The 14,184-nt window shown below is 71.5% G+C and carries 12 protein-coding genes and 2 pseudogenes; 7 read left to right on the top strand and 7 right to left on the bottom strand.

The genetic code is table 11. The annotated features are described in order from the left end of the window. Positions 1-25: 25 nt before the first annotated feature. A complete protein-coding gene (locus tag ACN268_RS04055) occupies positions 26-856 on the bottom strand; it encodes an alpha/beta fold hydrolase (RefSeq protein WP_421481784.1) in 831 nt (276 codons plus the stop codon). A 74-nt stretch (positions 857-930) separates the two neighbouring features. On the opposite strand from ACN268_RS04055, the gene ACN268_RS04050 reads away from it, so the two are divergent. Further along, positions 931-1,968, top strand: coding sequence for a sigma-70 family RNA polymerase sigma factor (locus ACN268_RS04050; RefSeq protein WP_421481782.1), 1,038 nt, complete (start codon positions 931-933; stop codon positions 1,966-1,968). A 47-nt stretch (positions 1,969-2,015) separates the two neighbouring features. Here ACN268_RS04050 and ACN268_RS04045 read toward each other — a convergent pair whose 3' ends face one another. Continuing rightward, positions 2,016-3,353: a glycoside hydrolase family 43 protein gene (locus tag ACN268_RS04045; protein ID WP_421481780.1), complete on the bottom strand. Its 1,338-nt coding sequence runs from the start codon at positions 3,351-3,353 to the stop codon at positions 2,016-2,018. A gap of 80 nt (positions 3,354-3,433) precedes the next feature. On the opposite strand from ACN268_RS04045, the gene ACN268_RS04040 reads away from it, so the two are divergent. After that, the gene (locus ACN268_RS04040; RefSeq protein WP_421481779.1) at positions 3,434-4,615 is read left to right on the top strand and encodes an ROK family protein; all 1,182 of its coding nucleotides are present in this window, start codon (positions 3,434-3,436) and stop codon (positions 4,613-4,615) included. Positions 4,616-4,742: 127 nt separating this feature from the next. Here the strand turns inward: ACN268_RS04040 and ACN268_RS04035 are convergent, their stop codons facing one another. Continuing rightward, complete coding sequence (locus ACN268_RS04035) at positions 4,743-5,153, bottom strand: RidA family protein (RefSeq protein ID WP_421481778.1); 411 nt, start codon at positions 5,151-5,153, stop codon at positions 4,743-4,745. A gap of 72 nt (positions 5,154-5,225) precedes the next feature. Between ACN268_RS04035 and ACN268_RS04030 the strand changes: the two genes are divergently transcribed. From ACN268_RS04030 to ACN268_RS04020, 3 genes and pseudogenes are all read left to right on the top strand, one after another. Continuing rightward, positions 5,226-5,600 carry a winged helix-turn-helix transcriptional regulator gene (locus ACN268_RS04030; RefSeq protein WP_357926726.1) on the top strand — a complete coding sequence of 125 codons (375 nt, stop codon included), beginning with the start codon at positions 5,226-5,228 and terminating at the stop codon, positions 5,598-5,600. Between the two features lie 51 nt (positions 5,601-5,651). Beyond that, a pseudogene (locus ACN268_RS04025) lies at positions 5,652-5,792 on the top strand (GntR family transcriptional regulator); the annotation flags it as partial. A gap of 271 nt (positions 5,793-6,063) precedes the next feature. After that, a complete protein-coding gene (locus ACN268_RS04020) occupies positions 6,064-6,642 on the top strand; it encodes a hypothetical protein (RefSeq protein WP_421487062.1) in 579 nt (192 codons plus the stop codon). 359 nt (positions 6,643-7,001) lie between these two features. On the opposite strand, the gene ACN268_RS04015 is transcribed toward ACN268_RS04020, so the two are convergent. From ACN268_RS04015 to metH, 3 genes and pseudogenes are all read right to left on the bottom strand, one after another. Next, positions 7,002-7,304 carry a hypothetical protein gene (locus ACN268_RS04015; protein ID WP_377683406.1) on the bottom strand — a complete coding sequence of 101 codons (303 nt, stop codon included), beginning with the start codon at positions 7,302-7,304 and terminating at the stop codon, positions 7,002-7,004. An 86-nt stretch (positions 7,305-7,390) separates the two neighbouring features. Continuing rightward, positions 7,391-7,492 (bottom strand): annotated as a pseudogene (locus ACN268_RS04010) (NUDIX hydrolase); the annotation flags it as partial. Between the two features lie 132 nt (positions 7,493-7,624). Beyond that, complete coding sequence (gene metH / locus ACN268_RS04005; RefSeq protein ID WP_421486799.1) at positions 7,625-11,128, bottom strand: methionine synthase; 3,504 nt, start codon at positions 11,126-11,128, stop codon at positions 7,625-7,627. Between the two features lie 271 nt (positions 11,129-11,399). Here metH and ACN268_RS04000 point away from each other — a divergent pair, with 271 nt between their 5' ends. Together ACN268_RS04000 and ACN268_RS03995 are read left to right on the top strand one after the other, a co-directional pair. Further along, positions 11,400-12,269: a PAC2 family protein gene (locus ACN268_RS04000; protein ID WP_204924493.1), complete on the top strand. Its 870-nt coding sequence runs from the start codon at positions 11,400-11,402 to the stop codon at positions 12,267-12,269. A 139-nt stretch (positions 12,270-12,408) separates the two neighbouring features. After that, positions 12,409-13,200: a GntR family transcriptional regulator gene (locus ACN268_RS03995; protein WP_204924494.1), complete on the top strand. Its 792-nt coding sequence runs from the start codon at positions 12,409-12,411 to the stop codon at positions 13,198-13,200. A gap of 153 nt (positions 13,201-13,353) precedes the next feature. On the opposite strand, the gene ACN268_RS03990 is transcribed toward ACN268_RS03995, so the two are convergent. Continuing rightward, on the bottom strand, positions 13,354-14,151 hold the full coding sequence (locus ACN268_RS03990) for a LysE family transporter (protein WP_421481776.1): 798 nt from the start codon (positions 14,149-14,151) through the stop codon (positions 13,354-13,356). Between the last annotated feature and the right edge of the window lie 33 nt (positions 14,152-14,184).

The raw sequence follows: 14,184 nt of genomic DNA, 5'->3' as shown, positions 1-14,184 counted from the left end.
CCGGCCGGTCGCCGTCACCCCACCGTCACCCGGCGATGACCTCCCGCAACCGGACGGCGAAGCCGGCCGGGTCGTCGGCGAAGCCGAGGTGCCCCCCGGGGAACATGGTGGGCGGCACCCCCAGGGCGGCGGCCAGCGCGCGGGAGCTGCGGTCGCACAGCTCCCCGGCCGACTCCGCACCGAGACCGACCAGCACCCGGGTCGGGCCGTCGCGCAGGGCGGCCACGTCCGGCTGGTAGCGGGTGGTGCCGCGCAGGGTGTGCAGGTACTGGTAGCGCTCGTCGGCGGCGTCCTGCGGGTCGGGTTCCTGGCCGAACATGCCCTGGATCATCTCCTCGGGCATGACGATGTTGGCGATGGCGAGGAACTTCCGCCACGCGCCCAGCCGGTCCCCCCGCCGGTAGGTGGCGACCATGTCGTCCTCCCGGGCGAGCAGTTCGGCACGGTCGTCGAGCAGCAGCACCAGCGGCGGCTCGTGGGCGATCACGGTGTGCGCCACCTGCGGGTGCGCGTGGGCGAGCGCCAGGACGGTGACCGCGCCGCCGCTGGAGCCGAGCACCGCCGCCGGGCCGGCGTCGAGGTGGGCCAGCAGCCGGGCCAGGTCGTCGGCGCGCAGTTCGGGCGTGGAATCCTGCTCGGGGTCGTGCAGCCGGCTGCGGCGGATGCCCCGTGGGTCGGTGGTGAGCACCGTGTGGTCGGTGGCGAGCAGGTCGGCCAGCGGGGCGAACGCCCGGGCGTCCATCGGGGCGGCGACCAGCGCCACCAGGGGCCCCTGGCCGCGTACCTCGAAGTGCAGGGTCCCGTCGGGGACGGCCAGGGTGGCGGTGGTCACCGGGACGGTGGTGGAGCTGCTCATGTTCGGGTCCTCCGGGTCGTGACGTGCGGCTCTTACCCGGTACAGACTTCCGACGTGGGGCAGAATCGTCGGTCGTGAGCAGGATTCTTGCCGAGATCACGGACGACGACCACGACGCGACGCTGACCCGCGCCCGGGGCGGGGACGACGCCGCGTTCACCGCGCTGGTCGCGCCGCTGCGGCCGGAACTGCACGCGCACTGCTACCGGATGCTCGGCTCCCCGCACGACGCCGACGATGCGTTGCAGGAGGCCCTGCTGCGGGCCTGGCGGGCGCTGCCCCGCTTCGAGGGGCGCAGCTCCCTGCGGACCTGGCTCTACACCGTCGCCACCCGCACCTGCCTGGACCTGGCCACCGGGCGGGGGCGGCGGGCGTTGCCCGTCGACCTGGGGCCGGCCAGCGAGCACGCCGTGCCGGGCGGCGTCGCCGCCGACCACGTACGGTGGCTCGGCCCCTACCCCGACGCCGCCCTGGCCGCCGGCCCGGCCGCGCCAGACGCCCGCTACGAGCAGCGGGAGGCCGTCGAGCTGGCGTTCGTCGCCGCGCTACAGCACCTGCCCGGCAACCAGCGGGCCGCGCTGCTGCTGTTCGACGTGCTCGGCTTCACCGCCGCCGAGATCGCCGCCATGACGGGCACCTCCGTCGGGTCGGTCAACTCGGCGCTGGCGCGGGCCCGTCGGCTCGTCGCCGAGCGGGTGCCCGCCCGCAGCCAGCAGCAGGCACTGCGGACCCTCGGTGACGCCCGGCTGCGGGAGGTCGCCACCGGGTACGCCACCGCGCTGGAGAACGGCGACGCCGACGCCCTGGTCGCCCTGCTCACCGAGGACGTCACCTGGTCGATGCCGCCGCTACCGCACTGGTACGCCGGCCTCGACGCGGTGCTGGACTTCGCGCGGGCGATGCCGTTGGGCAGCTGCGGCGGCTGGCGGCACGTGCCGGTGGCCGCCAACGGTCAGCCGGCGGTGGCCAACTACCTGCGCGCGGGCGACACCGGCCCGTACCTGCCCTGGTCGATCACGGTGCTGACGGTGCGCGACGGCCGGATCGCCGAACTCGTCTCGTTCCTCGACGACACCCTGTTCCCGACGTTCGGCCTGCCGGCCACCCGCTGACGGCCGGTGGGCGGGCCTCCCGCCCACCGGCCGACGCGTCGATCCGCTCAGGCCAGCGGCGCGGTGAGGGTGTACGAGGCGTCCCCGGCGAAGGTGCTGCCGGCGGCGTACGGGTCGACCCGCAGCACGTAGTCGTAGTGGCGCAGGTAGCGGCCGGGGTGGTTCCACGACTCGAACGAGTAGCTGCCGCCCCCGGCCAGCCCGGTCCGGCTGCAGAAGGTGGCGTCCCCGGCGAAGACGGCACTGCCGTCGTTGCCGGCGAGCCGGATCGTGAAGTCCCAGTGCCGCAGGTAGGAGCCGTTGACCGCGCGGAACGAGTAGCAGGCGGAGTTGGCCAGGCCGGGAACGATCTGGAAGGTGGCGTCCTGCCGGTCGCCAAGCGGGCTGCCGCTGCCCAGTACGTCGATGCGGGCCACGTTGTCACGGTGGCGGACGTAGCGGTCGGGGAAGTTCGCCGAGCGCAGCGAGCGGTTGCCGGTGGGCGGGGCGGAGGAGTCCCCGACACTCTCCCGCAGCACGGTGAAGTGGCGCACCGTGCCGGACAGCCCGGCCAGTTCGGTCTTGCCGGTGAAGCCGTACAGGTCGCTGCTGTCGGCGGAGTAGTAGCGGCCGGCGCCGTACTGGTCGAAGTAGATGCGCCACCGGTTGTCGGGCAGCCGGACCAGGGCGGGGCCTTCCAGGCCGGAACCCCAGCCGGCCCAGTTGCCGGTGCCGACCCAGCTCCACGGGCCGGTCAACGCGGGGGCGGTGGCGTGCTCGATGTACTTGGTGGTCTCGTTCTTCATGAAGTTGTGGTAGGTGTTGCCGACCTTGACGATGAAGCTGTCGATGTGGTTGGTGCCGATGCCGGCGAGCGCCACCGGGGCGCTCCACGCCGACAGCGCGGAGTTCGTCGCGGTGATCCGGTAGGGCTGGAACTGCCCGGCGGTGCCGGTCTGCGAGACGGAGACGACGATGTGCACACTGCCGTCGCTGTCGACGAACCACTCGGGTGCCCAGGTGCTGCCGTTGGCCGGCGCGACACCGACGGTGACGTTGCGCTGGAAGGTCCAGCTCAGGTAGTCGGAGCTGCGGGCGATGCCGATGGTGTTGCCGGTCCAGCCGGTGGTGTAGACGAGGTAGTAGTAGCCGTCGGTGTGCCGGATGACGCTCGGGTCGCGGACCAGCCCGGAGGGCGGAGTGTAGGCGTTGGCCCGTTGGAGGGTGAACCGGGTGGCGTCGGCCGAGTCGTAGACGTACATGTTGGATTCGCTGCTGTTGGTGAACGCGGTCATCAGATAGTGCGGGACCGGCCCGGCGGCGTTGGCCCGCGCCGGCCCGGCGACCAGCAGGCCACCGAGCACGCAGAGCACCGCCGCCAGGGCGCCGTAACGGAGACGTCCCATCGACACACCTCTCTCTATAAATAGATGGTTGTCATCCTGCACTATTGCCAATGGTTTTCGTAAGTGTTGCGATAAGCGCCATGGCCCGGACCTCCCGCGACATCCGTTCCGCCAACCGGCTCACCGTCGTCCAGCAGGTCGTCGCCGCCGGCACCACCAGCCGGCAACGCCTCGCCGTCGACACCGGGCTCAGCCTCGGCACCGTCGCCACCCTGGTCGCCGAACTCACCGACCTCGGTCTGCTCACCGAGGCCGGCCAGGAGGACTCCGGCGGCGGGCGGCCCCGCGGTCTGGTCGCCGCCGACCCGCACGGCGGCCTGCTCGTCGGCGTCGACGTCGCCGAGACGTACGTGCACGTCGACCTCTTCGACACCACGCTGACCCGGCTGACCGGAGCCGAGGAGGCGCTACGCCCCCTGGAACGCCGCCCCCACCAGGTGGTCCGGCACATCGTCAGCGGCATCGGCACCGTCCTGGCCGGCACCGGGGCCCGGGTGCTCGGCGTCGGGGTCAGCGTCCCCGGGCAGGTCGACCGGGAGGGCGGCGTGTCGGTGTTCGCGCCCAACTGGAACTGGCACGACGTACCGCTGCGGGACCTGCTCGCCGACCATCTGCCGCTGCCGCTGCACCTGGACAACCCGCTGCGCGCGGCCGTGCTCGCCGAACTGTGGGCCGGGGCCGCCCGGGGCCGCGACGACGTCGCCGTGATCAACCTGGGCACCGGCGTCGGCGCGGGCCTCGCCTTCGGCGGCACCCTCTACCGGGGCAGCAGCAACAGCGCCGGCGAGTGGGGGCACACCACCCTGGTCCTCGACGGCCGGCTCTGCCGGTGCGGCAGCCGGGGCTGCGTCGAGGCGTACGTCGGCGCGCCCGGCATCATGCAGACCCTGCGCGACCTGGCCCCGACCAGCCCGCTGCTGCACCCCGAGGACCAGACCGCCACCCTCGACGCCCTCGCCGCCGCACTGGCCGCCGACGACCCCACCGCCGCGAAGGTGGTCGCCGAGACCGCCCGCTACCTCGGCGTCGCCGTCGCCGACCTGGTCAACCTGCTCAACCCGGAGATCATCGTGCTCAGCAGCTGGGTCGCCGACCGGCTCGGCGACCGGCTGCGCGACGAGGTCCGCGCGGTGGTCGCCCAGCACGCGCTGCGCCGCCCGCTCGCCGCCACCGGGATCGTCCGCTCCCCCGTCGCCGGCAACCCGGTCAGCCTCGGCGCGGCCACCCTCGCCCTGGAAGGCTTCCTCACCCAGGGACGCTGAGCCCGCCCCGTCCGCCCCCGCCGCGCCCGGCCCCGGCCCCGCCTGATCGGCGATGTCGGCGATCCAGCGGTATCGGAGCGCTCGGATACCGCCTGATCGCCGATACAGGTCGTGCCGGACCGGGACCTCAGTCCAGGATCGCCGTCGCCTCGACCTCGACGAGAACGTCCGGCTCGAAGAGGTAGTCCACGCCGATGAGAGACGAGGGCGGCAACGGCTGCGGCAGGCCGAGTTCCGCCGCGACGTCCTGCACCCCGGCCATGAAGTCACCGATCCGCTCCGGCGACCAGTTCGTCACGTAGAACGTCAGGCGGACGACGTCGGCGAAGGCCGCGCCGGCTCCGGCCAGCCCGTACCCCGTGTTGCGCAGCGCCTGGGCGACCTGACCCCGCAGGTCGCCGGCGGCGACGGGGCGGCCGGCCTCGTCCCGGCTGATCTGACCGGCCACGTGGACGTGGCGCGACCCCGACGCGACCGCGACGTGGTGGTAGGGCACGGGCTGCGTCATGCCCGGCGCGGAGAAGAGCTGGACACCCATCTGACTTCCTTTCCTCGTTGGTATCTCATGGATACCTGGTGTACCGAGGCAACTTCAACGAGACTAGGTGTCATGCCCGAAACCACACCCCTGCCGGAGGAAGCCCTCCGGATCACCCCGCCACACCGCGAACTGCTCGACCAGGTCCTCGACAAGTGGTCACTGGAGGTGCTCAACCAACTCTGCGAACGACCCTGCCGGTTCAACGAGCTGCGCCACGCCATCCCCACCGTGTCCCAGAAGTCACTGAGCGCAACCCTGCGTCGGCTCGAACGCAACGGCATCGTCGCGCGGCACGTCCTGTCGTCGCGGCCGGTCGCCGTCGAATACCGCATCACCCCGCTGGGCAAGACCCTCCGGCACCCGGTCGACGTCCTTCTCGACTGGGCCGGGCGGCACCTGCCCGCCATCGAGGCCGCCCGCCGTTCGTACGACGAGACCAGCTGACGCCCCCCGGGGCGACACTCAGACGAAGCGCTGGAGGCGTACCTTCGGGTGCTGCCGTCCTTCGCCGCCCTGTGCGAGCGATACGAGGAGAGCAACACCGTCATCCGCGCCGCGATGCTCATCCTCAAAGCCGAAGGGTTGATCGACGGCAGGCAGGGCAAGGGTGTCTACGTCGCAACGCCGCTCCCCCGCCAGCCTCGGTCATTCAGCGGGGAACGGCTTCGGCGCACCACACCGACGGTCGACCCGGAAATGCAGCGTCATACCGTCGAGCACGCACGACGTGTCAGGGCTTTCGGCCACTCATCCCCGCACGAGTCGATTTGGAACGTCCCTTTGCAGTGCATTCAGGGGCCCCACCGGAAAGACGCCAGGCTGACGCCGCAGCCACCTGCGATTCTGGTCCACCACCGCCCACCACCCCGCCAGGCGCTTGGTGTTGATCGCCATATAGCATCGGCTCGTGGCTCCAACCAGCACGAACTCGACTGGCGAGCGGCTACCTCGACGCCTCTCACCGGGAGTCAATATCGCAAGCGCGCTGTTGACCCTCCAGGCATCCCTGCTAATATTCGCGGCGATTTCCGTAATATATACCCAAGGGGACATCAACGCTGCCATAAACGACGCAGCGAACCGCTCCGGCACACCGATAGACAGCAGTTCGATCGCACTCAAGGCGTCCTACTTCCATTTCGAAGCCCGGATTACTCTGTGGTATGCGTTCTTCTTCGCACCGACATTGGCCGGCGTTGCCCTGTGGGTCAGGACGGGCCACGAGGCCGCAAGGGTGGTCACCCTCACAACGAGCCTGCTCAGCGTGGTCTGCTGCTACGGTTCCGGATGGCGACTATGGCTATCCGACGAACCGACAGAGTTTGATGACGCACTTCCCGCAGCATTCGCCAAGATTTATCCGACATGGGTTGAGGTTGGCAGAATCGGGCTGGTGGCATCCTTTGTGCCTGCCATTATCGCAGCAACCATCCTCGCCTTCAGCGGGCGTGCCGCTGTCCGCAACTTCCCAGGATCGAACTCATGACCTCTACGCATCGGGCACGCTGTGGGAACGGAAGGCTGAGCGCCTACGCCGATGCTCATGGAAGGCATCGGGGCTGGGGCCATGTTGCTGTGCGGCGCGCTGAGTTGCCTGTTCGCCTGCCTCATGCTCTGCGCCGCCGCTGCTGCATGGGCCGCTCGGCCCGAACGTAGGCGCTGACCCTACAGCTCGACCGCTATGCGCGAAGGACCTTCCCGGCCGGCCGGGCCAGCCCCGATGCGAACGGTGACCTGCAGAAAGGGTTTTCCAGCGTCCACGGTAGTCCGGCGATGCGCGTACCGGCCGTCACTCGGTTGGCCACTCAGGTCCGGACACTCCGGGCTGTCTCGGCGGGAGCGCCGTCACCGTTCGACGGTCCATCCGAGCGCCGCAAGGCGGTCAATCAATCGGTCGACACTACGGGTCCGAAAGATCCACAACTCATCACAATCACTGACCTCGAACTCCAACCCGGTGCTTCGCCATCGTCGGATCGCAACCAGATTGTCGGCGGTGATCATCAGAGTTCCGGCCCAGATCTCCCTCAACGTGATGAAGTTCGGATCCGCTCGAAGCCTCGCCATCGGCCAGCCAGAATCGGCGCGAAAACCGCCCCCAACTCTAGGAACCACCCGGATACCGCCGCGTAACGAGTACCCCTCCACGCCCGCCAACCTTCGATCCTCCGCGCCAAGGGGGCATCAGTAGCTGAGGCCGTCAGACCGACACTCGGCCCACTGATCATGCCAGCACCGTCCGAGTCCTCGACGACGTGGTCGGTGTCGGAGTAGACGCCCACCATCCCGGTCACCTCGACACCGTTACCGGTCTCCTCGCGGGTCTCCCGGACTGCTACGAACGAGCCGGGACAGCACCCGTCCGGTGATCATCGTCCCTTCGCAGCACGGCCCCCACCCCCGGCCCGGGGGCCCAGCGGGGAGGGGCCGTGCTGTCCGCAGGTTTCAGTGCCGTCGAGGTGATGACGTCACTTGGCGTTGAAGTAGTTGGCCTCCGGGTGGTGCACCACGATCGCGTCGGTGGCCTGCTCCGGCACCAGCTGGAACTCCTCCGACAACTGCACGCCGATCCGCTCCGCCCCCAGCAGCTCCACCATCTTCGCCCGGTCCTCCAGGTCCGGGCAGGCCGGGTAGCCGAACGCGTACCGGCAACCCCGGTAGTCGTTGCGCAGCAGGCCGGCCAGGTCGGTCGGGTCGCCGGTGGCGACCGTGCCGCCGCCCGGCAGGGTCAGCTCGGAGCGGATACGTCGGTGCCAGTACTCGGCGAGCGCCTCGGTGAGCTGCACGGACAACCCGTGCACCTCCAGGTAGTCGCGGTACTCGTTGGCGGCGAACATCTTCGCGGTGTACTCGCTGATCGGCTGCCCGACGGTGACCAGCTGCAACGCCACCACATCCAGCCCGTCGTCCTTCGGACGGAAGAAGTCGGCCAGGCAGAGCCGCCGCTCCTGCCGCTGTCGGGGGAACGAGAACCGGGCCCGCTCGCTGTTGCCGTTCTCGTCGAGCACCACCAGGTCGTTGCCCTCGGAGTACGCCGGGAAGTAGCCGTACACCACGGCCGCCTCCAGCACCTGGTCGGCGATGAGCCGGTCCAGCCAGTACCGCAGCCGGGGCCGCCCCTCGGTCTCCACCAGTTCCTCGTACGACGGGCCCTGACCGCCCCGCGACCCGCGCAGCCCCCACTGGCCGAGGAACGTCGCCCGCTCGTCGAGCAGCGCCGCGTAGTCGGCCAGCGGCACCCCCTTGACCACCCGGGTGCCGAAGAACGGCGGGGTGGGCACCGCCACGTCGGTGGCCACGTCGGAGCGGACCGAGGAGTCGTTCAGCTCCGGCAGCGCCTCGGTGACCATGGTGCGCTGCTTCTCCCGACGGGCCCGTCGGGCCGCGAGGGCCGCCTCCCGCTCCGGGTCGATCACGGGTGCGCCGCCCCGCTTGGCGGTCATCACCCGGTCCATCAGGGCCAGCCCCTCGAAGGCGTCCCGCGCGTAGTGCACCTGGCCGGGGAACATCGCCCGCAGGTCGTCCTCGACGTACGCGCGGGTCAGCGCCGCCCCGCCCAGCAGCACCGGCCACCGCTCGGCGACCCCGCGCGACGCCATCTCGGCGAGGTTCTCCTTCATGATGACCGTGCTCTTGACCAGCAGCCCGGACATGCCGATCGCGTCGGCCCGGTGCTGCTCGGCGGCGTCGAGGATCGCGTTGATCGGCTGCTTGATGCCGATGTTGACGACCTCGTAGCCGTTGTTGGACAGGATGATGTCGACCAGGTTCTTGCCGATGTCGTGCACGTCGCCGCGCACGGTGGCCAGCACGATCCGGCCCTTGCCGCCGTCCTCGACGGCCTCCATGTGCGGTTCCAGGTAGGCCACCGCCGTCTTCATCACCTCGGCGGACTGGAGCACGAACGGCAACTGCATCTGCCCGGAGCCGAACAGCTCGCCGACGACCTTCATCCCGTCCAGCAGGATGTCGTTGATGATGGACAGCGGGGACCGGCCCTGCGCCATCGCGGCGTCCAGGTCGGCCTCCAGGCCGTTACGCTCGCCGTCGATGATCCGCCGCTTGAGCCGCTCGTCCAGCGGCAGCCCCGCCAACTCCTCGGCCCGGGTGGCCCGCGCCGAGGCGGCGTCGACGCCCTCGAACGCCTCGATGAACCGCTGCACCGGGTCGTAGCCCTCGCGCCGCCGGTCGTAGATCAGGTCGAGGGCGACCTCGCGCTGCGCCTCGGGGATCTTGGACATCGGCAGGATCTTGCTGGCGTGCACGATCGCTGAGGTCAGCCCGGCCTGCACGCACTCGTGCAGGAACACCGAGTTGAGCACCTGCCGGGCCGCCGGGTTGAGCCCGAACGAGACGTTCGAGATGCCGAGGGTGAAGTTGACCCCGGGGTAGCGGGCGGCGATCTCCCGGATCGCCTCGATCGTCTCGATGCCGTCGCGCCGGGTCTCCTCCTGGCCGGTGGCGATCGGGAAGGTCAGCGCGTCGATGAGGATGTCCGACCGGTCCATCCCCCAGCGGCCGGTCAGGTCGTCGATCAGCCGGGCCGCCACCCGGACCTTCCACTCCCGGGTACGGGCCTGCCCCTCCTCGTCGATGAGCAGCGCCACCACGGCCGCACCGTGCTCGGCGATCACCGGCATCACCCGCGCGTAGCGGGAGTCGGGGCCGTCACCGTCCTCGAAGTTGACCGAGTTGACGACGCACCGCCCGCCGAGCATCTCCAACCCGGCCTCGATCACCGCCGGCTCGGTGGAGTCCAGCATGATCGGCAGGGTGGACGCGGTGGCGAACCGGCCGGCCAGCTCCCGCATGTCCTGCGTGCCGTCCCGGCCGACGTAGTCGACGCACAGGTCCAGCAGGTGCGAGCCGTCGCGGGCCTGGCTGCGGGCCACCTCGACGCACGCCTGCCAGTCGGCGGCGAGCATCGACTCGCGGAACGCCTTGGAGCCGTTGGCGTTGGTCCGCTCCCCCACCATCAGCACCGAGGCGTCCTGGGCGAACGGCACCGGGTGGTAGATCGACGAGACGCCCGCCTCGTGCCGGGGCTCCCGGGCCGCCGGGGTCGCGCCGTGCAACCGCTCGGCCAGCGCCCGGATGTGCTCCGGGGTGGTGCCGCAGCAGCCGCCGATCAGCCCGACGCCGTAGTCGGCGACGAACCGTTCCAGGGCGTCGGCCAGCTCGGCGGGGCTCAGCGGGAAGTACGCCCCGTCGGCGGTCAGCACCGGCAGGCCGGCGTTCGGCATCACCGACAGCGGGATCCGCGAGTGCTGCGACAGGTAGCGCAGGTGCTCACCCATCTCGGCCGGGCCGGTGGAGCAGTTGAGCCCGATCAGGTCCACCCCCAGCGGCTCGATGGCCGCCAGCGCCGCCCCGATCTCGCTGCCCACCAGCATGGTGCCGGTGGTCTCCACCGCCACGTGACAGATGATCGGCACCTGCTGGCCCAGTTCGGCCATCGCCCGCTTCGACCCGACCACGGCCGCCTTGACCTGGAGCAGGTCCTGGCAGGTCTCGATGATCAGCGCGTCCGACCCGCCGGCGATCAGCCCGGCCGCGTTCTCCTGGTAGGCGTCCCGCAACGTCGCGTACGGGGCGTGGCCGAGGGTGGGCAGCTTGGTGCCGGGGCCGATCGAGCCGAGCACGAACCGGGGCCGCTCCGCCGTGGCGTACGCGTCGGCCGCCTCCCGGGCGATCCGCGCGCCGGCCTCGGACAGCTCCCCGATGCGCTGCGGGATGTCGTACTCGGCGAGGTTGGCGAGGTTCGCGCCGAACGTGTTCGTCTCGACACAGTCCGCGCCGGCCGCCAGGTAGGCCTCGTGCACGCCGCGCACCACGTCGGGCCGGGTCACGTTGAGGATCTCGTTGCAGCCCTCCAGCCCCTCGAAGTCGTCGAGGCTCAGGTCGGCAGCCTGGAGCATCGTCCCCATCGCGCCGTCGGCGATGAGAATCCGGTCGGCCAGCACATCCCGCAACGAAGTCCGCACCACATCAGGTTAGTGCGGTCGATCCGGTGACTGTCGACGCCCGGGGTCGTCCCACTATGTGTCCGCCCGCTCCGCGTCCCGGTTCGTACCGGTTCGGGGGTGGGGTGGGCCGGCGTCCCGGCGCGGCCGACGGGCCACGCGCCGCGCCGGGACGTAGGCTTGCGGACGTGAAGGACATCAGGGACGCCACCGTGCACGGCGGGCGGGTGACCGGGCCGACCCCCGGCACCGTCGGCGACGAGCGGGGCGAGGTGACGGCGTGACCGAGTTCGACGGGCTGCCGGTGCTGCGGTCCCCGGTGGCGATCGCCGCCTTCGAGGGCTGGAACGACGCCGCGGACGCCTCCACCGCCGCCGTGGAACACCTGGAACAGGTCTGGCAGGCCCGCCAGATCACCGAGATCGACCCGGAGGAGTTCTACGACTTCCAGGTCAGCCGCCCGACGATCACGATGTCCGACGGTGAGACCCGCCGGGTGGAGTGGCCCACCACGAAGTTCGTGGTGGCCAGCCCCGAGGGCACCGACCGGGACGTGGTGCTGATCCGGGGCATCGAGCCGAGCATGCGCTGGCGCACGTTCTGCGAGCAGGTGCTGGAGATCTGCCACAGCCTGGAGGTCGAACGGGTGGTGCTGCTCGGCGCGTTGCTGGCCGACGTGCCGTACACCAGGCCGCTGCCGATCAGCGGCAGCGCCTCCGACGCCCAGGCCGCCCAGCGTTACCAGCTCACCCCCACCCGCTACGACGGGCCCACCGGCATCGTCGGCGTGCTCCAGGACGCCTGCACCCGGGCCGAGGTCGACGCGGTGTCGTTCTGGGTGCACGTGCCGCACTACGCCAACAACCCGCCCTGCCCCAAGGCCACCCTCGCGCTGCTGCACCGGGTCGAGGAGGTGCTCGACCTGCCGGTGCCGATGGCCGACCTGGCCGAGGAGGCCGCCGAGTGGGAGCAGCGGGTACGCGGCGCCGCCGAGCAGGACGCCGAGCTGGGTGAGTACGTGCGGGAGCTGGAGGAACGTGTCGGCGACGCGGGCATCACCCCGTTGACCGGTGACGAGATCGCCCAGGAGTTCGAGAAGTACCTGCGCCGCCGGGGCGGTTCCGCCGGCCCCACCGCCGGCTCCTGGTAGTCGTTCCCGCAGGGCCCCGGGCGTCGCGGCGTCCGGGGCCCTGCGGCGTGTCCGGGTTCGGGGGTTCTGGCGTGTCCGGGGTGGCGCCGTCACCCCGTCTAGGGCATCCTAGGAACCTAGCTGTCAGGAGGAGGCGGGCGTGCAGATCAACCCGGGAGCCGCCGAGTTCCCGCACCGGCAGATCGCCGCGCAGCTCAAGGCCCAGGTGCGTCGGGGCGACTGGGGTCCTGGCGAACGGCTGCCGTCCATCCCGGCCATCGCCGAGATGTTCGGGGTGGCGAAGCAGACCGTGCAACGCGCCGTCGACCAGCTGCGGGTCGAGGGCATCCTGATCACCAAACCCGGCTCCGGTACGTACGTGCGGGGCACCCGGCGGCGGCTCAACCGGCTCTCCCGGGGCCGGTACGGCGGCTTCCGCGGTTACCACGCCGACCTCGCCGCGCGGTACCGCCAGCAGCTCGTCTCGGTCGGCCGGGCACCCGCCCCGCCCGAGGTGGCCGACGCGTTCGGGGTCGCCGACGGCACCGAACTGCTCTGCCGCCGGCACCTGGTACGCACCGACGACTCCCCGGTGGAGGTGGGCGCGTCCTGGTTCCTGCCGAAGGACACCGCCGGCACCTCGCTGGAGCGGGCCGAGGCGTTCGGCCGGCCGCTCTACCAGGAGGCCGAGGAGGCGACCGGCCGGCGGTACACCACCGCCGCCGACACCATCAGCGCCCGCCAGCCCAGCCGGGAGGAGGCCGAGACGCTCCAGATCCGCCCCGACACGCCGGTGCTGCACCTGCTGCACGTGGCCTACGACGCCCACCGCAAGCCGATCGAGGTCGCCCAGGCCACCTGGCCCGGCCCGATGACCACGCTGACCGAGGAGTACCAGGTCCCCGCCCCCGCACCGGACCCCGACCCCGATCCCGGCCTGGTCCTCGGCTGATCCCGGTCGGGCACCGCCCCCCGTCCCGGTCCGGCCCCGTCCCGGTCCGGCTGCCGTCCCGGTCCGGCCTCCGCACAGGGGCTGGGCCGCACCGTACAACGGCGGCGGCATGGCCGGTGGGACGGCACCGGGCGCAAGGGGGTCGGCCGTGCCTCAGGTGAGCGCGGTGACCACGATGACGGTCGCTCCGAGCGCGACGACGATCAGGGAGGCGACCACTCCGAGCAGGTCGGCGACCCGTACCGGGACGGTGGCACCGAGGGCAGCGCCGATCGTGGCGAGCCCGGTCTGCCAGAGCAGGGAGGCCAGCCCGGCGGCGACGACGAACACCCCGGGCCCCGTCCAGCTGCCCGGCACGGCGTTCACCGTCCCGGCCAGGGCGAAGAAGTACACCAGGGTCAACGGGTTGACCGCGGTGAGGAGCACGAAGCGGACGTAGACCGGCCCGGCGGGCTGGGCCGGACGCTCCCCGCCGGTGCCGTCCCGCTGGGGTCCGGCGGTGCTGTCCCGCCGGGGTCCGCCGGTGCCGTCCCGCCGGGGTCCGCCGGTGCCGCCCCGCTCGGCTCCGCCGGTCCCGTCCGGCTGGGGTCCGCCGGTGCTGTCCCGCTGGGGTCCGGAGCCGGCAGGGCCGGCCCCGGCGGGGCGTGCCGGGGCTCGGCGCAGGGTGACCAGTTGGTGGCAGCCCAGCCCGACGATCACCAGCCCGGACAGGTAGCGGGGAGCGTCCCCCCACGAGGCGATCACCGGCGCGAGCGCCGCCCCGGTCAGCAGCGCGCCGAGGCAGTAGAGGGTGTCGACGGTGGCGACGCCGAATGCTGCGGCCAGGCCGCTGCGGTGACCGCCCAGCATCCCCTCCCGGACGATCAGCACCCCGATCGCCCCCAGGGGCATCGCCACCCCCAGCCCGGCGGCGAACCCGGCGACCGCCAGGAACACGATTCCATCAGCCATCCGCCGAGTTTGGGTCACCCCGACGGGCACGAC

The sequence above is a fragment of the Micromonospora sp. WMMD735 genome, from assembly GCF_049178995.1.
In the GTDB taxonomy this organism is placed as follows: Bacteria; Actinomycetota; Actinomycetes; order Mycobacteriales; family Micromonosporaceae; genus Micromonospora; species Micromonospora wenchangensis.
Note: the sequence above shows the minus strand (reverse complement) of the source record. Positions and strands in the feature narration are given on the sequence as shown.